The 22,259-nt window shown below is 73.6% G+C and carries 21 protein-coding genes; 8 read left to right on the top strand and 13 right to left on the bottom strand.

What is annotated here, in order from left to right:
- Window positions 1-2: 2 nt before the first annotated feature.
- Window positions 3-713 (bottom strand): hypothetical protein, encoded by a 711-nt coding sequence (locus tag F1D97_RS14995; RefSeq protein ID WP_236121301.1) that lies wholly within the window; start codon window positions 711-713, stop codon window positions 3-5.
- Window positions 714-907: 194 nt separating this feature from the next.
- Entirely contained in the window at window positions 908-1,492 is a 585-nt protein-coding gene (locus tag F1D97_RS14990) for an NYN domain-containing protein (RefSeq protein ID WP_236121300.1), read from the bottom strand.
- Window positions 1,493-1,871: 379 nt separating this feature from the next.
- Here F1D97_RS14990 and F1D97_RS14985 point away from each other — a divergent pair, with 379 nt between their 5' ends.
- The 5 genes from F1D97_RS14985 (at window position 1,872) to F1D97_RS14965 (ending at window position 5,535) form a co-directional block, all read left to right on the top strand.
- Window positions 1,872-2,336: a MarR family winged helix-turn-helix transcriptional regulator gene (locus F1D97_RS14985; protein WP_236121299.1), complete on the top strand. Its 465-nt coding sequence runs from the start codon at window positions 1,872-1,874 to the stop codon at window positions 2,334-2,336.
- A gap of 123 nt (window positions 2,337-2,459) precedes the next feature.
- Complete coding sequence (locus F1D97_RS14980; protein WP_236121298.1) at window positions 2,460-2,975, top strand: flavodoxin domain-containing protein; 516 nt, start codon at window positions 2,460-2,462, stop codon at window positions 2,973-2,975.
- Between the two features lie 80 nt (window positions 2,976-3,055).
- Complete coding sequence (locus F1D97_RS14975) at window positions 3,056-4,204, top strand: ferrochelatase (protein ID WP_236121297.1); 1,149 nt, start codon at window positions 3,056-3,058, stop codon at window positions 4,202-4,204.
- A 127-nt stretch (window positions 4,205-4,331) separates the two neighbouring features.
- Complete coding sequence (hemQ, locus tag F1D97_RS14970; RefSeq protein ID WP_236123624.1) at window positions 4,332-4,982, top strand: hydrogen peroxide-dependent heme synthase; 651 nt, start codon at window positions 4,332-4,334, stop codon at window positions 4,980-4,982.
- Between the two features lie 73 nt (window positions 4,983-5,055).
- On the top strand, window positions 5,056-5,535 hold the full coding sequence (locus F1D97_RS14965; RefSeq protein WP_236121296.1) for an META domain-containing protein: 480 nt from the start codon (window positions 5,056-5,058) through the stop codon (window positions 5,533-5,535).
- Window positions 5,536-5,550: 15 nt separating this feature from the next.
- Here the strand turns inward: F1D97_RS14965 and F1D97_RS14960 are convergent, their stop codons facing one another.
- The 6 genes from F1D97_RS14960 to F1D97_RS14935 all read right to left on the bottom strand — a co-directional run bounded on the left by F1D97_RS14960 (window position 5,551) and on the right by F1D97_RS14935 (window position 12,427).
- Entirely contained in the window at window positions 5,551-6,792 is a 1,242-nt protein-coding gene (locus tag F1D97_RS14960; RefSeq protein ID WP_236121295.1) for a Glu/Leu/Phe/Val family dehydrogenase, read from the bottom strand.
- Window positions 6,793-6,935: 143 nt separating this feature from the next.
- Window positions 6,936-7,985: a LacI family DNA-binding transcriptional regulator gene (locus F1D97_RS14955; protein ID WP_236121294.1), complete on the bottom strand. Its 1,050-nt coding sequence runs from the start codon at window positions 7,983-7,985 to the stop codon at window positions 6,936-6,938.
- Window positions 7,986-8,098: 113 nt separating this feature from the next.
- The gene (locus tag F1D97_RS14950; RefSeq protein ID WP_236121293.1) at window positions 8,099-9,013 is read right to left on the bottom strand and encodes a carbohydrate ABC transporter permease; all 915 of its coding nucleotides are present in this window, start codon (window positions 9,011-9,013) and stop codon (window positions 8,099-8,101) included.
- Window positions 9,010-10,047, bottom strand: a complete 1,038-nt coding sequence (locus tag F1D97_RS14945; protein WP_236121292.1) for a carbohydrate ABC transporter permease — start codon at window positions 10,045-10,047, stop codon at window positions 9,010-9,012. The genes F1D97_RS14950 and F1D97_RS14945 overlap by 4 nt, the downstream gene beginning before the upstream one ends.
- Before the next feature lie 164 nt (window positions 10,048-10,211).
- Window positions 10,212-11,537 (bottom strand): ABC transporter substrate-binding protein, encoded by a 1,326-nt coding sequence (locus F1D97_RS14940; RefSeq protein WP_236121291.1) that lies wholly within the window; start codon window positions 11,535-11,537, stop codon window positions 10,212-10,214.
- 383 nt (window positions 11,538-11,920) lie between these two features.
- Window positions 11,921-12,427 (bottom strand): DUF2505 domain-containing protein, encoded by a 507-nt coding sequence (locus F1D97_RS14935; RefSeq protein WP_236121290.1) that lies wholly within the window; start codon window positions 12,425-12,427, stop codon window positions 11,921-11,923.
- 131 nt (window positions 12,428-12,558) lie between these two features.
- Between F1D97_RS14935 and F1D97_RS14930 the strand changes: the two genes are divergently transcribed.
- Window positions 12,559-14,043, top strand: coding sequence for a sensor histidine kinase (locus tag F1D97_RS14930; protein WP_236121289.1), 1,485 nt, complete (start codon window positions 12,559-12,561; stop codon window positions 14,041-14,043).
- Between the two features lie 286 nt (window positions 14,044-14,329).
- On the opposite strand, the gene F1D97_RS14925 is transcribed toward F1D97_RS14930, so the two are convergent.
- A complete protein-coding gene (locus tag F1D97_RS14925; protein ID WP_013883096.1) occupies window positions 14,330-14,578 on the bottom strand; it encodes a WhiB family transcriptional regulator in 249 nt (82 codons plus the stop codon).
- A 422-nt stretch (window positions 14,579-15,000) separates the two neighbouring features.
- Here F1D97_RS14925 and F1D97_RS14920 point away from each other — a divergent pair, with 422 nt between their 5' ends.
- Complete coding sequence (locus tag F1D97_RS14920; protein ID WP_236121288.1) at window positions 15,001-15,552, top strand: hypothetical protein; 552 nt, start codon at window positions 15,001-15,003, stop codon at window positions 15,550-15,552.
- A gap of 51 nt (window positions 15,553-15,603) precedes the next feature.
- On the opposite strand, the gene F1D97_RS14915 is transcribed toward F1D97_RS14920, so the two are convergent.
- The 4 genes from F1D97_RS14915 to F1D97_RS14900 all read right to left on the bottom strand — a co-directional run bounded on the left by F1D97_RS14915 (window position 15,604) and on the right by F1D97_RS14900 (window position 21,271).
- Entirely contained in the window at window positions 15,604-18,123 is a 2,520-nt protein-coding gene (locus F1D97_RS14915) for an ABC transporter permease (protein WP_236121287.1), read from the bottom strand.
- Window positions 18,123-18,911, bottom strand: coding sequence for an ABC transporter ATP-binding protein (locus F1D97_RS14910; RefSeq protein WP_236121286.1), 789 nt, complete (start codon window positions 18,909-18,911; stop codon window positions 18,123-18,125). The genes F1D97_RS14915 and F1D97_RS14910 overlap by 1 nt, the downstream gene beginning before the upstream one ends.
- A 256-nt stretch (window positions 18,912-19,167) precedes the next feature.
- Window positions 19,168-19,905, bottom strand: a complete 738-nt coding sequence (locus tag F1D97_RS14905; RefSeq protein WP_236121285.1) for a response regulator — start codon at window positions 19,903-19,905, stop codon at window positions 19,168-19,170.
- 115 nt (window positions 19,906-20,020) lie between these two features.
- Window positions 20,021-21,271 (bottom strand): sensor histidine kinase, encoded by a 1,251-nt coding sequence (locus F1D97_RS14900; RefSeq protein WP_236121284.1) that lies wholly within the window; start codon window positions 21,269-21,271, stop codon window positions 20,021-20,023.
- A gap of 290 nt (window positions 21,272-21,561) precedes the next feature.
- On the opposite strand from F1D97_RS14900, the gene F1D97_RS14895 reads away from it, so the two are divergent.
- Window positions 21,562-22,257 carry a response regulator transcription factor gene (locus F1D97_RS14895; protein WP_236121283.1) on the top strand — a complete coding sequence of 232 codons (696 nt, stop codon included), beginning with the start codon at window positions 21,562-21,564 and terminating at the stop codon, window positions 22,255-22,257.
- Window positions 22,258-22,259: the final 2 nt, after the last annotated feature.

The raw sequence follows: 22,259 nt of genomic DNA, 5'->3' as shown, positions 1-22,259 counted from the left end.
GGTCAGGCCTCCGGCTGGGGGTGCGAGGGCAGGTGGGGGGCTGCGGGCGGCGCGGTGCGGGGTCCGGCGGGCACCGTCGTCGGCGCGCCCGACGTGAACACGGGGTGCGCCACCGACGCGCTCTCGTCGCGCGGGTCGACGACCGGGACGCCGCGCACGGGCGTCGCGGTGTCGTCGGTGTGCGCGACGCGCGACGTGGCGGACCGTCCCTCGGTCTGCGTCTCGTCGCGCGCGGCCGCCGGGGCGAGGAACGCGGTGGCGAGCAGGCCGACCGCGGCCGCGAGCAGGACGCTCGTGACGGTCTCCACCGACGTGCTCGCGACGGCCGACGGGTCGGCGGCGTAGACGCGCTCGTAGGCGCCGGCGACGGCGGCGACGCCGAGCAGCGGCGTCCACGCCGGGATCCGGCCGCGCGTTGCGGCGACCACCGCGACGCCGATGCCGAGCACGACCAGCGCCGCGACGGCCCGGCCGGCGGCCGAGTCGGGCAGCGCCGCGGCTCGCAGGACGTAGCCGATCCAGGCGAGCAGCGCGCCTGCGAGGAAGCCACCGGCGCGCGCCGCGACCGAGCCGTCGGGCACGAGCCCGAGCGCTCCGCCGAGTGCGGCACCGAGGAGGACCACCGGTGCACCGTCGGCGCCCAGGAGGGACGTGCCGACGACCACCGTCGTGAGTACGGCGAGGACCAGCCCCGCCAGGACGTACCGCTTCATCGACCACCTCGTCGTGAGCCAGGGCCCGGCGGTCGCCGTCGCCCTCCGGTGGCGAGGTGTCTACCAGCGGTCCGGATACCGTGACCATCCGGTACTAGGTAAATCTCCGGCGAGTATCAGGTAACCGTTATGGACCTGTGACCAGGAGGGTGACCAAGGGCCCTGGTGCCGCGCGACGAGGGTGCCGGGCGGCGTCAGAGGTAGCGCGTCGGGTCGAACTCGTCGAGCGGGATGATCCGGACGCGTGGCAGCTGCACGTTGAACGCGTTGACGTCGTGCTCGAGGTCGAACGTCTGCAGGCCCTGGCCGATGAGCCCGGACAGCGCGGTCGACGTGAACTCGCGGAACGCGATGAGGCCGGTGCGCCGCGTCGGGTCCTCGACCAGCGTCGCGAGCTCGCCCGCGAAGTCGCCGTCGTGGCTGACGAGCATGACGTCGCCCGCGCGCCCGGCGATGGCCTCGAGCGTGCGCTTGATGCCGATGTCGACGACCTTCTCGTACGACTCGCCCGACAGCGGGATCGGCTGGAAGCCGATCGCGAGGAGCGCCTGCACGAAGCTCATGGGCAGCGAGCCGCTCGACGCGTTGAGGAAGAACAGGCCCTTGACGTCCTGGCCCCACTCCTTCTGCGCGAACGCGAGCACGCGCTCCCAGCGCGGACGCTGGTCCGGGGCGGGGCGCGCCTGGAGGATCGCGGTCCCGAGCGTCGCGTCGATGTTCTCCCCGTCGACGACGACGTACGTGGTCCCGGACGTGCCGGAGTCGCTCGCTGTGCTCATCGCACCAGGCTAGACGCACGGGACCGGCAGGGGCTCGCCCGTGCGGGCAGCCCCGGTCCCCGTGTGCGCCGCCGGGCCGTCGTGACCCGAGGGAACGGGAGTGGGGGTCACGACGGCCCGGCGCGCGGGCGCGGTCGAGGACGTCGGCCGGCCGGGCCGGCCGTCGGGGTGCGCCGGGCCGCGCGCGTGCGCCGGTCGCGACGGCGCCGCGCCGGCGTGCCAGAGTGGGCGCGGGCGGTGCTGCGGACGACGGAGCGGGCGGCCGGGGTGCTGGACGGCCGTGCCGTGCCCAGCGTGGCTCGACGACGTCGCACGCCACGAGTGGGTTAATCGTTGAGGTTGACCGGACCTGTCGCCGACCGTCGAGGAGGATGCGCGCATGACGACGAGCCCCCGCCGTGCTACCCCGCGCGAGGCCGCGGAGGCGTGGGAGTCGCTGTTCCGCGCGCAGGTCGCGCTCATGCGGCGGTTCTCCGCCGAGGACGTCTGGGGTGACCTCTCGGTCCGCGAGTACGACGTGCTGTTCACGCTGTCGGGCTGCGAGGGTCGCGCCGCTCGCCTGCGCGAGCTCGGGGCGCAGAGCCTGCTGTCGCAGCCGAGCCTGTCGCGCATGGTCGAGCGGCTCGAGCACCAGGGCCTCGTGCACCGGTCGCCCGCGCCCGACGACGGGCGCGGCGTCGTCGTGACGCTCACCGACGAGGGTGCCCGCGTGCAGCGCGAGATCGGGCGCCGGCACGTCGACCAGATCCACCGGCTCGTCGGCGGCGCGCTCGACGCCGACGAGCTCGCGGCGCTGCGCCGCCTCACCGAACGGCTCCGGGAGCGCCAGGCCACGATCAGGTGAGCAGGCTCACGCCGCGGACGTCGTGCCTGGTCATGTCTCGGGACTCATGGCCCATCCGCTGCGCGTCCGTCCAGCGGACGATGGACGGGCCAGCACGCAGGTGGAACGGACCAGGAGGTGCGCATGCGGGTGCTCGTCGCGGTGGCGTCCCGGCACGGCGGGACGTGGGGGATCGGCGAACGCGTGGCCGAGGTGCTGCGCGCACGGGGTCACGCGGTCGAGCTCCAGGAACCCGAGGACGTCGTCGACGCCCAGGGGTACGACGCGCTCGTCCTGGGCTCCGCGGTCTACACGGGGCACTGGCTGCCCGCGGCGCGTGCGTTCGCGGAGCGCGTCGAGGCCGGTGGCGTCCCGTCGCTCGTCTGGCTGTTCTCGTCCGGGCTCGCGACGCAGCCCGCGGCCGCGGCGAACTCGCCGCACGAGCTCGCCGCGCTCGGCGCGGCGCTGCGCGCTCGCGGTCACCGCAGCTTCCGCGGCCGGCTCGACATGGCGGCGCTGTCGTTCACGGAGCGCGCGATCATCGCCGGTGCACGGGCGCGCGCGGGCGACCACCGCAACTTCGGGCTCGTGGAGGAGTGGGCCAACGCCCTCGCGGACGCGATGGCGCTGCAGCCCGCGCACCAGCCGACCGGTTGCTGACACCTTGTCGGGTCGATCTCACTGCCCGTCGGCACGCGTGACGCGAAGCCGTCCCGGAGTCCCGGTGCCATGATCGAGGGGTGCCTCACGACGAGTCCTCCCTGAGCCCGGCAGCGCCCTACGACGCCCTCCTGCTCGCCTCGTTCGGCGGCCCGGACGGCCCCGACGACGTGCTGCCGTTCCTGCGCAACGTGACGGCGGGCAAGGGGATCCCCGACGAGCGGCTGGCCGAGGTGGCCGAGCACTACCACCACTTCGGCGGGGCCAGCCCCATCAACGGCCAGAACCTCGCGCTGCAGCGCGCGCTCACCGACGAGCTCGCGCGGCGCGGCGTCGACCTGCCCGTCGTGTGGGGCAACCGCAACTGGACGCCCTACACCAAGGACGCCCTCGCCGCGGCGCACGCCGACGGCCACCGCCGCATCCTCGCGCTCGTGACCAGCGCGTACGCGTCCTACTCGGGCTGCCGCCAGTACCGCGAGGACTTCTGGACGGCGCTCGAGGAGCTGCGCGACGAGCTCGGGTTCGACGACGAGCAGCCGCTGCGGCTCGACAAGCTCCGCGCCTACTTCAACCACCCCGGCTTCGTCGAGGCGAACGTGGACGCCGTGGCCGAGGCCCTCGGCAAGGTGCCCGACGACGCGCGCGTGGTGTTCGTGACGCACTCGATCCCCGACACCATGGAGGAGGCGTCCGCCGTGAGCGGCGCGTCCTACTCCGCGCAGCACCTCGACGTCGCCGCGAGCGTCGCGGCCGCGGTGGGCGAGCGGCTCGGCCGTGCGATCGAGTGGGACCTCGCGTACTGCTCGCGCTCCGGCCCGCCGAGCCAGCCGTGGCTCGAGCCCGACGTCAACGACCTGCTCACGGCGCTCGCCGGTCAGGGGGTGCAGTCGGTCGTGCTGTCGCCGATCGGCTTCGTCTCCGACCACATGGAGGTCGTGTACGACCTCGACACCGAGGCGCTGGAGACCGCCGACTCGCTCGGCCTCACCGCCGTGCGCGCGGACACGGTCGGGACGCGCGAGCCGTTCGTACGCGGCCTCGTCGACCTGATCCTCGAGCGGGCCGCCACCGAGCGCGCCCTCGCCGCGGGCGAGCAGGCCCCGGTGCGCGCCACGGTCGGTGCGCTGCCGGCGTGGCGCGACGTGTGCGCGCCCGGGTGCTGCCGCCGGCAGGCCGGGGTCGACTCGGGCCGCCCCGCCGCGTGCTCCGTCGACCCGCAGAGCTGACCTCCTCCCCTCACGGCGTCCCGGCCCCGGGCCGCCGTCGTCCCGCCGCACGCTCGTCGTACCAGGAAAGGAACCTCGCGTGACCGACGTCGACCACGAGGCCCTCAACGCCACCGTCCGCTACACGATGTGGTCCGTCTTCGCGCTCGAGGAGGTGCTGCCCGCCGACGACGACGAGCGCGCCGCGCTGATCGCGGACGCGCAGGCCGCCGTGGGCGAGGACGCCGAGCTGGTCGTGCGCGGCTGGTACGACGTCGCCGGGCTCCGGGCCGACGCGGACCTCATGGTCTGGTGGCACGCCGAGACCGTCGAGCAGGTGCAGGGCGCCTACCAGCGCCTGCGCGCGAGCGACCTCGGCCGGCACCTGCTGCCGGTGTGGTCCGTGGTCGGGCTGCATCGCGCGGCGGAGTTCAACCGCAGCCACGTACCCGCGTTCCTCGCGGGTGAGGAACCCGGCGCGTACCTGTGCGTCTACCCGTTCGTGCGGTCCTACGACTGGTACGTCCTGCCCGAGGACGACCGGCGCCGCATGCTCGTCGAGCACGGCCAGGCCGCGCGCGACTACGCGGACGTGCGCGCCAACACCGTGTCGGCGTTCGCGCTCGGTGACTACGAGTGGCTGCTCGCGTTCGAGGCGCCCGAGCTGCACCGCATCGTCGACCTCATGCGCGAGCTGCGGAACACCGAGGCACGCCTGCACGTGCGCGAGGAGGTGCCGTTCTACACCGGCCCCCGCACGACGCTCGAGGCGTGGGCGGAGCGCCAGCCGCGCGGCTGACCGCCCGCCGTTCCTCGGCCCCGCGACCGGCGCGCGTCGGGCGTGCCGGTCGCGCCGGTGCCATGATCGACGCATGCTGCGACTGGTCGGACAGTGGCGGGTGGACGTGCGCACGCAGACACCCGCCGTCGTCGACGAGGCCCCGTCGGTGCCGCCCGGCGGCGACCACAGCGCGCCCGAGCCCGCGCGCGTCGCGAGCCTGACGTTCGAGGGCGACGGCCAGGTGTACGGGACGGGGGGCGTGAACCGCCTACGGGGGACGTGGTCGGTCGACGGCGACACGCTCACGTTCGGGCCCGTCGCGTCCACGCTCATGGCGGGTCCGCCTGCCGCGATGCACCAGGAGGCCGAGCTGCTGCGCCTGCTGCACGAGCCGCTCGAGCTGCGGGCACCCGACGGAACCCCGGTCACCGCGCTCGAGCCGCTCGCCGACCGTCCCGACCCCGCGGGTGGCCCTGCGGCCGACCCCACGGCCGACCCCATGGCCGACGCGGCGCGGGTCGACCTCGTCGCAGCCTCGGGGGAGCGGCTCACGCTCACGCGCGAAGGCTGACGGCCTCCGCCGGGCTCAGGGGTACAGCCCGCGGATCTGGTGCGCCTCCGCGACGCGCTGCACGCCGATCGTCAGCGCCGCGTCCCGCAGCGTGAGCGACTGCTCGCGCGCCGTGCGGGCCACCGCGTCGTACGCGGTCCGCATGCGCAGCGCGAGCCGGTCCGCGATCTCCTCCGCGGTCCACCAGTAGGCCTGGTTCGCCTGCACCCACTCGAAGTACGACACCACCACGCCGCCCGCGTTCGCCAGGATGTCCGGCACGACGACGATGCCGCGGTCGGCGAGCACCCGGTCGCCCTCGGGGGTCGTCGGTCCGTTCGCGCCCTCGACCACCCAGCGCGCCTTGACCCCCGCGGCCGTGGTCTCGTCGAGCACCCCCTCGACCGCCGCGGGCACCAGCAGGTCCACGTCCAGCGCGAGCAGCTCGGCGTTGGACACGGGCGTCCCGCCGGGGAAGTCCGCGACGCGCCCGCCGGCCGCCGCGTGCGCCAGCAGCGCGGGCACGTCCAGCCCGCCGTCCGCACGGGTCCCGCCGTCCACGTCGGTCACGGCCACCACACGGGCGCCGCCCTCGTGGAGCCAGCGCACCGCGTGCGAGCCGACCTTGCCGAACCCCTGGACCGCCGCGGTCACCTCGGGGAGGGTCACGCCGTCGTCCGCGAGGGCCGCCTCGGCCGCGTGCACCACACCGCGGCCCGTCGCCGTCGCGCGCCCCAGCGAGCCGCCGACGGCGAACGGCTTGCCCGTCGTCACGCCCGGGATCGTGTACCCGAGGTTCACCGAGTACGTGTCCATCACCCACGCCATGGTCTGCTCGTCGGTGCCGATGTCAGACGCCATGATGTCCCGCTCGGGGCCGATGATCGGCATGATCTCCGACGTGTAGCGCCGCGTGACGCGCTCGAGCTCGGCGGTCGAGTAGTGCGCGGGCTCGATCGTCACCCCGCCCTTGGCGCCGCCGTACGGGACGTCGACCACGGCGCACTTCCACGTCATCCACATCGCGAGCGCGCGGACCTCGTCGATGTCGACCGACGCCGCGTAGCGCAGCCCGCCCTTGCCGGGGCCGCGCGAGATGTTGTGCTGCACGCGGTAGCCGTGGAACATCACGATCTCGCCCGAGTCGCGGCGCAGCGGGACGGCGACGTTCATCTCCCGCCGCGGGGTCGCGAGCATCTCGTGCAGCCCGGGGGAGTACCCGAGGATCTCGACGGCGGACGCGAGCTGGGCCTGGGCGGTGGTCAACGGTGACGTCACGCCGCCACTCTGCCACCCGCGTCGCGGCTCGTCCTGGCGGCGCACACCGTCGCGCGCCGCGGCCACGGCCGTCGCGCCGCTGCGCGGGCGTGCACCTCTCTCCCGCCCGCGCACGACCCCCTGCCTCGCGCGCGGGGCGGGACTCAGGCGGAGGCGCGGACGATCAGCTCGGGCGCGAAGATCAGCGGCTCGCGTGAGAGCGACTCGCCGTGGAGCTGCGCCAGGAGGCGCTGACCCGCGGCCCGCGCCATGGACACGACCGGCTGCACGACGGTCGTCAGCGGAGGCGTCGTGGACGCGGCCACCCCGATGTTGTCGTACCCGACGACCTTGATGTCGCCCGGGACGTCCTTGCCGAGCTCGGAGAACGCGGCGAGCGCACCCGCGGCCATCAGGTCGGAGGCGATGAACACGCCGTCGACGTCCGGGAACCGCTCGACGAGCTCGCGCGCGAGGCGCGCGCCCGACGCGAGCGTGAAGTCGCCGTGCAGGACCGCGTCGTCCGGCAGCCCGGCCGCGCGCACCGCCGTCCGCCATCCCGCGAGGCGGTCGACACCGGCGGACATGTCCTCGGGGCCGGCGATCGTCGCGATGCGACGCGTCCCGCGCTCGATGAGGTGGCGCGCGGCCAGCTCGCCACCGGCGACGTTGTCGGTGTCGACGTAGTGCACGTCGTCCGGGTCGACCGACAGCGGCCGACCGACGAAGACGTTCGGCACACGGGAGGACAGGAGCACACGGTCGAGGTCGTCGGTGCGGTGGTGCGACACGACGATCGCGCCGTCGACGTGGCCGTTGCGCAGGTAACGGACCGTGCGCTCGCTCTCGCCGGGGCGGGCGATCACCAGGACCACCTGGATGTCGGAGTCGGAGAGCGCGGCGCTGAGCCCGTTGAGGGTGCCGGCGAAGAACGGGTCCGACAGGACGCGCTCATCGGGTTCGGGTACCACGAGCGCGATCGAGTCGGTGCGCTTCGTGACGAGGGAGCGGGCGGCGCGGTTGGGCGTGTAGCCCAGCTCGGCCACCGCGGCCTCCACGGCGGCGAGCGCGTCGGGTGAGACGCGCAGCCCGCCGTTGATCGCCCGCGACGCGGTCGACCGGGACACACCGGCTCGCTCGGCGACCTGCTCGAGCGTCGGAGCCGTGGGTCGGTCGTCGCCGGCGAGGGCGAGGGGAGAGTTCTCGACCACCATCGGTCAGTTCCCTTTCGTGTGCCAGGCAGTCGTCCGGGTCCCGGGGCCTGGTGCCTGGCGGCCCGTGGACCACCGGGTCGGGCCGGCGACGTCGCCGGCCCGACCGTGGAGGATCAGCCCTTGACTGCTCCGGCCATGATGCCTGCCACCAGCTGGCGGCCGGCGAACGCGAACAGGACGAGCAGCGGGAGCGTCATGAGGAACACGCCCGCCATGATCAGCGAGTAGTCGACGAAGTAGTTCTGCTGCAGCAGGCGGATCGCCAGTGGCAGCGTCGGGTTCTGGCTGTTGAGCACGATCGACGGCCAGAAGAAGTTGACCCACTGGGCGACGAACGTGAACAGCGCGAGCATCGCGGCTGCCGGCCGTGCGGCCGGGAGGGCGATGGACCAGAACGTGCGGAACATGGAGGCACCGTCGACGCGGGCGGCTTCGATGAGCTCGTAGGGGAGAGCCTCCTCGAGGTACTGCGTCATCCAGAACACACCGAACGCGCCGACCAGGGCCGGGACGATGATGGCCTGCAGGTGCCCGATCCAGCCGAGCTTCGTCATGATGATGTACAGCGGGACGACGCCGAGCTGCGTGGGGATGGCCATCGTCGCGATGACGAAGACCAGCAGCCCCCGGCGGCCGGGGAAGCGCAGCTTCGCGAACGCGAACCCGGCGAGCGTGGAGAACAGCACCGTGGACGCCGAGACGACGACCGCGATGACCACCGAGTTCCAGACGGCCTTCCAGAAGCTGAAGGCGTCCGCGTCGATGACCCGCTTGAAGTTGTCGAACAGGCTCGCGTCCGGGAAGACCTGGGGCAGAGCCTTCTGTGCGATCGCGACCGGGTCGGAGGACCCGATGACGAGCGTGTAGTAGATCGGCAGGATGCCGATCAGCACGACGATGCCGAGCAGGACGTAGCTCACCCAGTGCGGGCGGCGGTCGTAGCCACCCACCCTGCGGTTCGTCCGGCGCGCGGCAGCCCGCGCGGCACCGCGGCCGGCGATCTGCTCGATGGCGGGGATGGAGTTCATGCCGACTTCCTGTTCGCGTCGTAGCGCCTGGACTGCTTCTTCGCCTTCTTGCCCGGGCCCGACGAGGATCCACTGGCGATCCGCTGGGTGAGCGCGAAGTTGACGAGACCGATCGCGAGGATCAGCAGGAACAGCAGCCATGCGACGGCGGCGGCGCGACCGAGGTTGTACTGGCCGCTCCAGCCGGTGTTGTACAGGTACAGCGTCGTCGTGAGCCACTGGCGCGAGGCGCCACCGGCACCCGCGCTGTCGAACACGCGCGGCTCGTCGAAGATCTGCAGACCACCGATGGTCGACGTGATCACGACGAACACGACGGTCGCGCGGATCTGCGGGATGGTCACGGAGAAGAAGCTCCGGACGCGCCCGGCACCGTCGATGATCGCGGCCTCGTAGAGCTCGCGGGGCACGGCCTGCATCGCGGCCAGGAAGATCAGCGCGTTGTAGCCGGTCCAGCGGAAGTTGACCATCGTCGCGATCGCGATGTGGCTCGCCAGGGGGTCGACGTGCCAGCCCACCGGGTCGATCCCGAACACCCCGAGCCAGCTGTTGATGAGGCCGGACTGGTCGGCGAAGAGGCGACCGAAGATGAGGCCGACGGCCACGGGGGCGACGACGTAGGGGAGCAGGACGCCCATGCGCCAGAACGTCTTGGCGCGCAGGTTCTGGTCGAGGAACGCGGCGATGAGGATCGCGGCGATGACCTGGGGGACGGCCGAGATGACGAAGATCGAGAGGGTGTTGCGCAGGGACAGCCAGAAGTCCTTCTGCTGGAACACCTGGGTGTAGTTGTCGAAGCCGACGAAGTCACCCTGGCCCTGCAGGAGCTGCCACTTGTGCACGGAGACGTAGCCCGTGTACAGGATCGGGAACAGGCCCGTGATGAAGAACAGGATGAAGAACGGCGAGATGTACAGGTAGGGCGAGACCTTGACGTCCCAGCGGCTCAGCGTCTGGGAGAAGCCCACGCGGCGCGGCTGCCGCGGTGCCGGCGCGAGATCGCTCTCGGGCTCGACGGGTGACTGGACGGACATGACCACCTCATGACGGCGTGAGTGGACACGGCGCCCGGCGGGTGCCCTGCTCCCACAGGGGCAAGGGCTCCCGCCGGGCGCCGCTCGGATCCGATGTGCCGGCCTTCCTCAGCCCGGCACCCGGCTGATCGGGCCGGGCACCGAGGTGCCCGGCCCGACCGGGGTCAGAGACCCAGCGCGTTGAACTCGTCGAGCGCGCCCTGCCACGCGGCGGCCGAGTCAGCCGACTTCTCGACGTCGACCTTCGTGATCGCGTTGCCCACGGCCGTGTGGATCGAGAAGTAGTTCGGGCCCTTGAACGGCGTCACCTCGATGGCCTTGTAGCGGTTGCCGAAGATCGTGCCGACGGGGGCGTCGTTGAAGAACTTGTTCGTCGCACCCGTGAGGGCCGGGTCGGACAGCGCCTCGGTCTGGCTCGGGAACGTACCGGCGTTGAGGAACGCCTTGATCTGGATCTCGGGCGAGGTGAGCCACGCCGCGAGCTCCTTGGCCGCCTCAGCGTTCGGGCCCGCCGCCGGGACCGTCAGGTACGAGCCGCCCCAGTTGCCGCCGCCGCCGGGGAAGACGTCCGCGATGTTCCAGCCGGTGATGCCACCCGAGTTCTGCTCGATCGGGCCGGTCATCCACGCCGGGCAGAGCATGGTCGCGAAGCCGCTCTTCTGGAACGCAGCCGTCCAGTCGTCCGACCACTGGCCGAGGTGCGCGGACAGCTCCTGCACGTCGGCACCGGTCACGGTCTCGTAGAGGCCCTTGACCGCGTCGTTCTCGCCGAGCGGGATCGGGGTGCCGTCCGGGTTCTCGTAGGCGGCCTCGAGCTGGTTGACCATGCCCTGGTAGATGGCGTTGGCCGAGTCGAACCAGGCGCTGTCCGACTTGTCGACGAAGGTCTTGCCGACCTCGAAGTACTTGTCCCACGTGGCGCCGTCGCCACCGAGGAGCTCGGCCACCTCGGCCGGGTCGCTCGGCAGGCCCGCGGCCTCGAACAGGTCGGAGCGGTAGCAGATGGCCTCGGGGCCGACGTCGGTGCCGTAGCCGATGAGCTTGCCGTCGGCCGCCGTGGCCGGCTTCGTCTTGAACTCGAGCCAGCGGCCCTCGACCTCGTCGGACTTCAGGTCGAGGAACTTGTCGGACGACTGGACGAGCTCGGGGAGCCAGTCGATCTCGATGGCCTCGACGTCCGCCAGGCCCGCGCCACCGGCGGCGAGCTTGGTCGTGAGGTTGGTGCGGGCGTCCTCCGACTTGGCCGCGATCGTCTGCTTGACCGTGACGTTCGGGTGCGTCTTCGAGTACTCGGCGAGGAGCTCCTCGGTGTAGCCGAAGTTGTTGAACGTCGCGACCGTCAGCGTGATCGGCTTGCTGGTGTCCGGCGTCGCCTCGCCGCCGGTCCCGGCGGGAGCGGGGTCGTCGTCCGACGAGCAGGCCGTCGCCAGGAGGGCGATGCTCGCGACGCTGGCCGTGACGGCCAGGAACTTCCGTGTGGTCTTGCGCACTGTGACTCCCTTGTCATTCGGACGGCTGCCGTGCCGTACCTCTCGGGGTCGCCTCCGCGTCCGGGCACGAGGCTCCGGTACCGCGTCGGCGTGGGTCTGAGAGACCCCGCCTGGGAGCGCTCCCCTCCGCAGTCTGCGGGAGCGTTCCCACGCGCTGGGTGACACCTTCGTCGGACGGGTCCGGGGTGTCAAGGAGCGCGTCGTCCGAAATGCCTGTGGTAGCGATCCCATGCCTCCGTTTCCGCAGGTCAGAGGCTACTTCCACGATTCCCACGTTACCGAATCGTTACGGCGTGGAAGCGGTACCGTGACCGCAAGGGCACGGAGCCCCGCCACCCGGTCGGGTGACCCGGGAACGGTGCCCCGGGCGCGCGGCCGTCCGCTCACGGCAGACGGTGCCGGGCAGCCGTCTCCTCCGCGGCGAGGGCCGCGCGGATCGCGCTCGCCGTCGCCTCCTCGATCGCGCCCCCGAACAGGGGTACCGAGGCGTGCAGCTCGCCGTCGTAGCGCACCGCGGTCGCCCCAGCGCCGTGCCCGACGAGCGTCGAGCGCGCCATGAGCCGCACGGGCGCGCCCGCGACCTCCACGAGGACCGTCCCGACGCGCTCGCCCGCGTCGTCCGGCTGCTCCCAGGCCTCGACCTGCCGCACCTCGATGCGCCCGCCCACGAACCCGCGCAGGTGCGCGGGGATCTGGTCGGCGGGCAGCGCGCGGCGCGTCGTGACGGTGAACGCGCCGACGGGGTCGGTCGCGACCTCGCCAGTGACGTCGGCCTGCTCGCACGTGGCGCCGGACGCGACGACCTTCTCGCGGACGAACGCGGGGTCCGCGAGCAGTCGCGCGGCCGAGCGCGGGTCGGTCGGCAGGACGATCGTCTCGGTCAGGCGCACCAGCCGGCCCCTCTCGTTCGGTCGCGCCGCGTGCGCGGCGCGTCGAGCCTAGCGAGCGGGGCCGTGCTCGTCGTCGCACGCCGGTCCGTGCGTGGCCGGCGGCGGTCCGCGCGCCGCATAGGCTGAGCGCCGTGTCGACCCTGAGCGTGCTCGTCGAGCGTCACGGATCCCTGTCCGGTGCGGACCTCGAGTGGTTGCACCTGCTCGTGGGGGACTGGCAGGTCGCCTCCGACCTCGCGTTCGCCGACCTGGTGCTGTGGCTGCCCACGACCGACGGCGACTTCGTCGCGGTCGCGCAGTGCCGCCCGTCGACCGGCGCCACGGTGCACTACGACGACGTCGTGGGCTCGCGCGTGCCCGAGGGGCAGCGCTCGCAGCTGCAGCGCTCGCTCGACGAGCGGCGCCAGCTGCGCTCGCGCGAGCCGCGGTGGTTCGGGTCGTACGCGGTGCGCGAGGAGGCCGTGCCGGTCGTCCGCGAGGGTCGTGCGATCGCGGTCATCGCCCGCCAGACCAACCTCGGCGGTGCGCGCACCCCCAGCCGGCTCGAGCTGAACTACGTCGAGGCGGCCGACGACATCTTCGCGATGATCGCCAACGGCGAGTTCCCCGCACCCGACGCCCCGACGGGCCCGCGCCGTGGCGCCCCGCGCGTCGGGGACGGTCTCGTGCGCCTCAACTCCGAGGGCGAGGTGCTCTACGCGAGCCCCAACGCGCTGTCGTGCTTCCACCGCCTCGGCGCGCTCGGCGACCTCGTCGGCCGCTCGCTCGTCGAGGTCACCGCGGACCTCATCCCCGAGCAGCGCGCGACCGTCGACGAGTCGATGCCGCTCGTGCTCATGGGCCGTGCGCCGTGGCGCACCGACGTCGAGGTCGGCGGCGTGGTGCTGTCGCTGCGTGCGGTGCCGCTCACCGAGAGCGGACAGCGGATCGGCGCGGTGCTGCTGTGCCGCGACGTCTCCGAGCTGCGCCGGCGCGAGCGCGAGCTCATCACCAAGGACGCGACGATCCGCGAGATCCACCACCGCGTGAAGAACAACCTGCAGACCGTGGCCGCGCTGCTGCGGCTGCAGTCGCGGCGCATGACGTCCCCCGAGGCGCGCGACGCGCTCGCCGAGGCGATGCGCCGGGTCGCGACGATCGCGCTCGTGCACGACTCGCTGTCCCAGACCATCGACGAGAGCGTGCCGTTCGACGACCTCGTCGGGCGCAGCCTGCGCCTCGCGGCGGACGCGGCGTCGGCCGGTGCGCACGTGCGCACGACCGTCTCGGGCACGTTCGGCTCCGTCCCGGCCGAGGACGCGACCGCGCTCGCGCTCGTGCTCACCGAGCTCGTCACGAACGCCGTGGAGCACGGGTTCGAGGGGCGCACGTCGGGCAACGTCGAGATCGTGGTCGAGCGCGAGGACGACGCGCTGCGCGTCACGGTGCTCGACGACGGCTCGGGCATCCCCGAGGGGCGCGGTGCGGGTTCGGGCCTGGGCACGCAGATCGTGCAGACGCTCGTGACGAACGAGCTGCGGGGCTCCATCGAGTGGCGGCCGCGCCCCGAGGGGGGCACCGCGGTCGAGGTGTGCGCCGAGCTGCGCACGGGCCGGGACGCGGCCCAGGTGGGCTGAGCTCGTCGCAGGGCTCGCCGTGAGCCGGCGGCGGGGTCCGACGGTCCGCGCCCACGGGCGGCACGGCGTCGGGTACGACGAGCGCGGTGCGACGAGCGCGGTACGACGACCGCGGTACGACGACCGCGGTACGACGACCGCGGTACGACGACCGCGGTGCGACGACCGCGGTGCGACGACCGCCTGGGGCACGGCGGGCCCCGGGGACGGCGAAGGGGCCGGCCGTCCGGCCGACCCCTGCGCTGAGATCGTGTGCTGCGCCCGGCGAGGGACGCGGCGGGCTGGGTCAGCCCGCGCGGCGCTGACGCGCGGTGCGGCGCTTGAGCGCGCGGCGCTCGTCCTCCGAGAGACCGCCCCACACGCCCGCGTCCTGGCCGGTCTCGATGGCCCACTTGAGGCACGTGTCGACGACGTCGCAGCGACGGCAGACAGCCTTCGCCTCCTCGATCTGGAGCAGGGCGGGGCCCGTGTTCCCGATCGGGAAGAACAGCTCGGGGTCCTCGTCGAGGCATGCTGCGCGGTGGCGCCAATCCATGGAACTCTCCTTGGGCGCACGACAGCGACGGCGCCTGGATGAGGGCGCACGCGACGTCATGGCGTTGTCGTGGGGGTGCTGGGGGGGCTGGCTGAAGAACCTGCTGCATCAAGGTTCACACCCGTCCGCCGCTTCGCACAAGGGGTTACGAGTTGGTTTCGACTCAGTTACGGATGAGGCGTTCATCACACCGGTTCCCGTTCGACACGCCGGTGTCGGAACGATTCGGGCGTGGCGGTCGACGTTCCTGAGCGATTGTCCAGATCAGGCAGCGGTGCCGATGTGGTAATGCGACCCAGGTCACGTTCCGCGCCGCAAGCGGCCTGCACGCGGCCCGCACGCGGCCCGCACGCGGTTCGGAGCGCCGGCTCCGGCGGCCCCGGGGACCGGTGACGACGTCGCACGCCCCGTAGTCTCGGCGCGTGAGCTCGCCCCGTCGCCCGTCCACACCGTCCCGGCCCCGCAAGAAGAAGGGCGCCGCCGCACCCCGGCCCGCAGCCCCCGCTCCCGCCCGGCCCGCCGCCCCGACGGCCCCCACGGCCCCGACGGCCCGACGGCCCGCGATGCTCGCGGTCGTGTGCCTGCTGACGCTGCTCGAGGCCGCCGCCGCGGTCGGCCTGTCGGTGGCGTGGGTGTCGGACCTCGTGCGCGGCGTGTCGGTGCGTCCGGCCGCGACCGTCTTCCTCGTCGTGTTCGGGCTCACCGTCGCGCTCGTGCTCGTCGCGTCCGCGCGCGGGCTCTGGCGCGGGCGGCGCTGGGCCCGCTCGCCCGTCATGACCTGGCAGATCATGCTCGTCGTGCTCTCGCTCGGCTGGGTCGGCGCGGACCCGGCGCCGTGGGCGTGGGGCGTGCTCGTCGTCGCGCTCGTCGTCGGGGTCGGCCTGCTGCTGCCCTCTGTCGTGGCGGCCACGACGGCCCGCCCGGGGGACGACGACGCCCCGGGTACCACGAGGGGTACCGCGGGGCGTCGCTGACCCGACCGTCGCCGGTCCGGCGTCCGTGGCCGAGCACGGCCTGCGCTCAGGTCACTCCACGCTCAGCGCCGCCACCGGCCGGGTGCGCACGGCGGACCGGGCCGGGATCACCGAGGCCGCGAGCCCGGCGAGCAGGGCGACCGCGATGATCACGGCGAAGTCGACCCACGGCACCGTCAGGCGCGCGTCACCCAGCGACTCGAACGCGATGGCCGCGCCCGCCCAGCCGTACAGCAGGCCGAGCAGCGCCCCGAACAGGCCGCCGACGCCCGCGATGAGCGCCCCCTCCGTCGCGAGCGACAGCCGCAGCTGACGGCGCGTGAGGCCGATGGCCCGCAGGATCGCGGACTCGCGGCGCCGCTCGATGACGGACAGGGACAGCGTGTTCGCCACGCCGATGAGCGCGATCACCACGGCGACCGCGAGCAGGGCGACGACGATCGCGAGCAGCACGTTGATGACCTGCTCGTACTGCGCCCGCTCGGACGCGGGGCTCTCGACCGAGACGGACTCGGACGACAACGCGCTGCGCACGGCGTCGACGACCTCGCCCGCCGAGGCGTCGGAGCCGACCATCGCCCACAGGGTGGTGGCCACCTCGGCGCCGCCCGCCAGCTCGTCGAACGTGGCGGGCGTGACGTACGCGTCGCCCGTGCGCGGGCTCTCGACGACGTCCGCGTCGAGCGTCACCGTGCGCGTCGGGGCGTCGGGGTCCGCCGGGTCGACCTCCGCGAGGTCGACCTCGACGCTCGGCTCGCCGTTGTCGAACGGCAGCACGATGGCGCCGTCCCGCAGCGCGTCGGGCACGCGGTCGTCGCGCAGGACGTTCGACGCCTCCGGCGTGACCTCCCACGCCGTCAGCCACCGGTCGTCCTCCAGCGTGACCTCGGCGCTTCGCACGACCGTGGCGCGCTCGACCCCCTTGACGCCCGTGACGGCCTCGACGATCTCGGAGGACACCGCCTGGCCGTCCGTGGGCCAGACCGTGATGTCGACCAGGTAGTGCGTGTCGAGCTCCGCGGCGGCGGACAGCCGCGCGCTCGCGGCGCCCGTCGACATCATCGCGACGAGCGTCACGCCGATCAGCAGCGCGGTGCTCGTCGCGGCGGTCCGGCGCGGGTTGCGCACCGAGTTGACCGCGGCGAGCCGGGCGGCGGGCCCGGTCCGGCCGAGCAGCCGTCCCATGAGGTCGACCACGCGGGGGACCCAGAACACGGCGCCGACGAGGATGCCGACGAACGAGATCGCGCCGCCGAGCATCCCGAGCCCGAGCCAGATCACGGCGTCGTCCGAGCGGGTGTGCGCGCCGACGATCGCGAGCGGGAACGCCAGCGCACCGCCGACGGTCAGGACGAGCGCGAGCGCGAGCCGCAGCCTGCCGGCGCGCGAGCCCACGTCCGGTGCGTCGATCGGACGCAGCGCGACGATCGGGCTCACCTTGGTCGCCGCACGCGCAGGGACGAGCGCCGCGAGCAGCGTGACGGCGGTGCCGACGAGCACGGGGACGATCACCACGCTCGGCGTGACCTGCACGAACTCGGGCAGCGGCACCTGTTGCTGCACCCGGCGCAGCACGGACAGCGCCACCTGCGCGAACACGGTCCCGAGGACCACGCCCGCGACCGACGACGCGACGCCGAGGATGCCGGCCTCGAGCAGGACCGCGCGGCGCAGCTGGCCGCGCACCGCGCCGACGCAGCGCAGCAGCGCGAGCATCCGCGCACGCTGCGCGACGAGCACCTGGAACGTGTTCGAGATGACGAGCGCGGCGACGACGAGCGCGATCGCCGCGAAGCCGAGGACGATCACGACGATGACGTTGTCGCCGTCGGCGATCTCACGGATGCGCTCGTCGCTCGCCTCGTCCTTGGTCAGCACGCGCACGCCGTCGGACAGGGCCTGCAGCGCGGCCTGGACGGCCGCCGTGTCCTTCGGGGCGCGCACGATCATGCCGTCGCTCCACAGGTACTCCTCGTCGAGGTCACCCCACGTCCGCAGGGCGTCGAGGGTCACGAGCGAGGCGCCACCGAACTGCGTCCACGCGCCACCGGGGTCGCTCGTCAGACCGGTCACGGTCGCGGGCACGACGTTCTCGGTGCCCTCCTCCGTGTCGTCGTCCCACTGCCAGTACCGGACGTCGACCGTGTCGCCGACCTGGACGCGCAGGCGCTCGGCCGTGCCCTCGGGGAGCGCGATCTCGTCGTCGGCCGCGGGTGCGGCGCCCTCCTCGACGCGCAGGGCGCCGAGGTGCGGGTCCGACGGCACGGGGACCAGCAGCTGCCAGCTGCGCTGCGCGCCCTTCTGGAGCTCGGCGCCGCTCGCGACCAGGGGGTCCGCCGCGACGACGCCGGGCGTCGCGCGGATCTCGTCGTGGATCTCGCCCACGTCGCCGTCGACGACGAGGTCCGCGTCCGCGAGCTCGGCCGTCACGGAGTCGTAGCTCGCCCGGGTGATGACGCCGCCCGTGAGGAGCGTCGCCGCGACGAAGCCCGTGCCGATGGCCGTGGCGATCGCGGCCGCGGTCAGCCTGCCCAGGCTGCGGCGCATCTGGGCGAGGGTGAGGCGCAGCATCAGGCACCCACCCCGTCGGCGACGGGAGCCTCGAGCGCGCGCAGGGCGTCCAGGCCCGCGAGGACCGACTCGGGCGTCGGGTCCGCGATGTCGCCCGCGATGCGCCCGTCGGCCAGCAGCACGACGCGGTCCGCGTACGCCGCGGCGGTCGGGTCGTGCGTGACCATGATGACCGTGCGGCCCAGCTCGCGCACCGAGCGGCGCAGGAACGAGAGCACCTCGGCACCCGAGCGCGAGTCGAGGTTGCCGGTCGGCTCGTCGGCGAACACGACGTCGGGCCGCGTGATGAGCGCGCGCGCGATCGCGACGCGCTGCTGCTGACCGCCGGACAGCTCGCTCGGGCGGTGCGTGAGCCGGTCCCCGAGGCCGAGCGTCGCGGTCAGGAGCTCGTACCAGTCGGGGTCGACCTTGCGGTTCGCGAGCTCGAGCGGGAGCGTGACGTTCTGCGCGGCGGTGAACATCGGCAGCAGGTTGAACGACTGGAACACGAACCCGACGCGGTCGCGCCGCAGCCGGGTCAGCGCGTCGTCGTCGAGCGCGGTGATCTCGGTCTCGCCGAGGCGGACGGAGCCGGTCGTGGCCTGGTCGAGCCCCGCGAGCAGGTGCATGAGCGTCGACTTGCCGGAGCCCGACGGCCCCATGATCGCGGTGAACGCACCCGCGGCGAAGTCCACGTCGACACCGTCGAGGGCGCGCACGGCGGCGGCGCCCGAGCCGTACGTCTTGGTGAGGCCACGCGCCGACGAGGCGGTCGCGCTCCCGGGCGTCGGGGCGGGGATGGAGGTCACGGTGCTCCTCGGTAGGTTCCGGTGATGACGCGACCACGCTAGGCAGCGCGGGGCGCCCACCTCGTCGGCCCGCGGTCTCGACGTGCGGTGCCGCGGTCATCCCGTGGCATGACCCGCGGCGCGCCCCACCCGTCCCGGCGCACTAGCCCCTACGCCGAGTGCGCACGTCCCGGACCGGGTGCGTACGCCGAGCGTGCGCGCTCGGGCACGGACGTGCGCACTCGGCGAGGGAGGTGGCGGTGGGGGAGGGTGGGCCTCAGGCGCCGGGGGTGACCAGGCCCGCCTCGTACGCCGTGACGACCGCCTGCACGCGGTCGCGCGCGCCGAGCTTGGCGAGGATGCGCCCCACGTGCGTCTTGACCGTGGCCTCGGCGACGAACAGGTCGTGCCCGATCTCGGTGTTCGACCGGCCCCGCGCCATGAGCAGCAGGACCTCGCGCTCCCGCTCGGTGAGGTCGTCGACGGCGGCGCGCGCGGGGTTGGGCGGGCCGTCCGGCACGGGCTCGGGCAGCGCGGAGACGAGGTGCTCGATGAGCCGGCGCGTCGACGACGGCGCGATGACCGCGTCACCGCGGTGCACGGTGCGGATCGCCGTGAGCATCTCCTCGGGCGGGGCGTCCTTGAGCAGGAAGCCGCTCGCGCCCGCGCGGATGGCGGACATGACGTACTCGTCGAGGTCGAACGTCGTCAGGACGATGACGCGCGGGGCCGGCTCGGCGTCCGTGCCGCGCGCGATGATCTGCGCGGTCGCCTCCAGGCCGTCCATGGTCGGCATGCGCACGTCCATGAGCACGACGTCGACACGCCCGAGCGCGGTGCGGGCCGCGGGGTCGAGCGCGCGGACGGCCTGCGCGCCGTCGCCGGCCTCGAGCACGACCTCGAGGTCGGGCTGCGAGTCGATGACCATGCGGAAGCCCGCGCGCACGAGCTGCTGGTCGTCGACGAGCGCGACGCGCACGACGTCGGTCGGGTGGGCGCTCGGCTGCTCGGTCACGGGCGTGCTCCTCGGTGTCTCGATCGGTGTCGCAGTCGGTGTCGCAGTCGGTGTCTCGGTCGGTGTCGCAGTCGGTGTCGTGGTCGGTGTCTCAGCCGGGTGCCGGTCGTGGGTGTCAGGCGTCGGGTGCCGAGCCGCGCGGCCGGTGGTCGGGGAACGGGAGGCGCGCGCGCACACGGTAGCCGCCTCCGGGCCGGGGACCGGCGGTGACGGAGCCGCCGAACATCGTGGCGCGCTCGTGCATCCCGCGCAGGCCCTGGCCGAGCCCGTCGGTGCCCGCGGAGGCGCCGCGCCCGTCGTCGGTCACGTCGAGCTCGATCGCGTCGGGCCGCCACTGGACGACGACCGTGACGCGCGGCGCGGGCCCGGCGTGCTTGAGCACGTTCGTCAGCGCCTCCTGGGTGATGCGGTACACCGCGAGCCCGACGCCCGGTGGCAGCGGACGCGGCTCGCCCATCCGCACCAGCGAGACGTGCGCGCCGCTCGCCCGGACCTGGTCGACGAGCCGTGGGATCTCGGACTCGCCGGGCTGCGGCGCGGTCTCGGTCAGCGGCGCCTCCTGCAGGACGCCCGGGCCGTCGGCGGCGCGCAGCCGCCCGTCGGGCTCGCTGCGCAGCACCCCGAGCAGGCGGCGCATGTCGGTCAGCGCGGCGCGGCCGGTCTCCGCGATCGTCTCGAGCGCGCGGCCGGCGGCGCTCGGGTCGGACTCGGCGGCGTAGCGGCCGCCGTCGGCCTGCGCGATGACGACGGACAGCGAGTGGGCGACGATGTCGTGCATCTCGCGCGCGATGCGCGAGCGCTCCGCCTGGGTGGCGAGCTGCGCCTGCTGGTCGCGCTCCTTCTCGAGGCGCACGGCGCGGTCGACCAGCGCCTCGAGGGTCTCGCGTCGCGAGCGTCGCACGAGGCCGAACGCCCACACGGTGAGCGAGCTCGTGCCGATGAGGAGCGCGGCGACGGTCACGACGGGCGCGTTCACGTCGGCGACGAGGCGCAGCGGCAGCATCACGCCCGCGGCCAGCGCGCACCCGATCGCGGCGCGGTGCGCCCACACGGGCCCGTGCACCGTGACCGAGTACAGCGCGACGAGCACCGCGAGGTCCGCGGGCAGGACGGCGGGGGCGACGACGAGCTGGGCGAGGCCGACGGCGTACACGCTCGCCGCCGACCCGACGGGCCGCACGCGGCGCCACGCGAGCGGCGCGGTGAGCAGGACGGACCAGACGAACGTCGAGTCGACCGTCGCGATCCCGACCGCCGTGACCAGGGACAGCGGCCCGAGCGCGAGGAAGAAGAGGACGGCACCGATCGTGTCGACGACGAACCGGTGCGAGTCCTCCCAGCGCAGCAGCCGGTCCCACGTGCTCACCCCGCGAGCCTAGGGCGGCGCGCGCACGCTCGTCGTACCCCCGCGGGCGGACCGTGGCGGTGCGGCGCTACGACGACGGTCGCGGGTCGGTCATCCGCCCGGTCGGCCGCACGGTCGTCGGTCTCGTCGTGCGTCCGGTCGGCAGCGCGGTCGTCGGCCTCGTCGTGCGTCCCGACCGCTCGTCGGCACGTGTGTGCACGCACACCCGGGCGCATCTCACACCCGTCGGCGTGCACGCGTGGGCCGCGAGTCCTGGCGGCGGATACCAGGGCGTGACCTAGCATGGGGGAATGACCCAGGTGCTTCTGGCGGAGGACGACCCCGCTATTGCCGAGCCTTTGGCCCGGGCGCTCGGACGTGAAGGGTACGACGTCCGAGTGCAAGGGACAGGTCAAGGGGCGATCGACGGGGCGGCCTCCGCGGACCTCGTCGTGCTCGACCTGGGGCTCCCGGACATGGACGGCCTCGACGTCGCGCGGGCCATCCGCAACCAGGGCCTCACGACGCCCGTGCTCGTCCTGACGGCGCGCGCCGACGAGGTCGACCTCGTCGTCGGGCTCGACGCGGGCGCGGACGACTACGTGACCAAGCCCTTCCGGCTCGCCGAGCTGCTCGCGCGCGTGCGGGCGCTGCTGCGCCGCACCGCGGTCGAGGCGGGCGACGAGGACGAGCTGCACGCGCAGAACGTGCGCGTCGACGTCGCAGCGCACCGCGCGTTCCAGGGCGAGCGCGAGCTGCACCTGACCGCCAAGGAGTTCGACCTGCTGCGCGTGCTCGTCGCGTCGGCCGGCACGGTCGTGGCGCGGGACACACTCATGCGCGAGGTGTGGGACTCGGACCCGACGGGCTCGACCAAGACCCTCGACATGCACGTGTCGTGGCTGCGCCGCAAGCTCGGCGACGACGCGAACGCGCCGCGCTACATCTCGACGGTGCGAGGCATGGGCTTCCGGTTCGAGACCGGCCCCGTGCCCGCCGGCGGCTGAGG

The sequence above is a fragment of the Cellulomonas palmilytica genome, assembly GCF_021590045.1.
In the GTDB taxonomy this organism is placed as follows: domain Bacteria; phylum Actinomycetota; class Actinomycetes; order Actinomycetales; family Cellulomonadaceae; genus Cellulomonas; species Cellulomonas palmilytica.
Note: the sequence above shows the minus strand (reverse complement) of the source record. Positions and strands in the feature narration are given on the sequence as shown.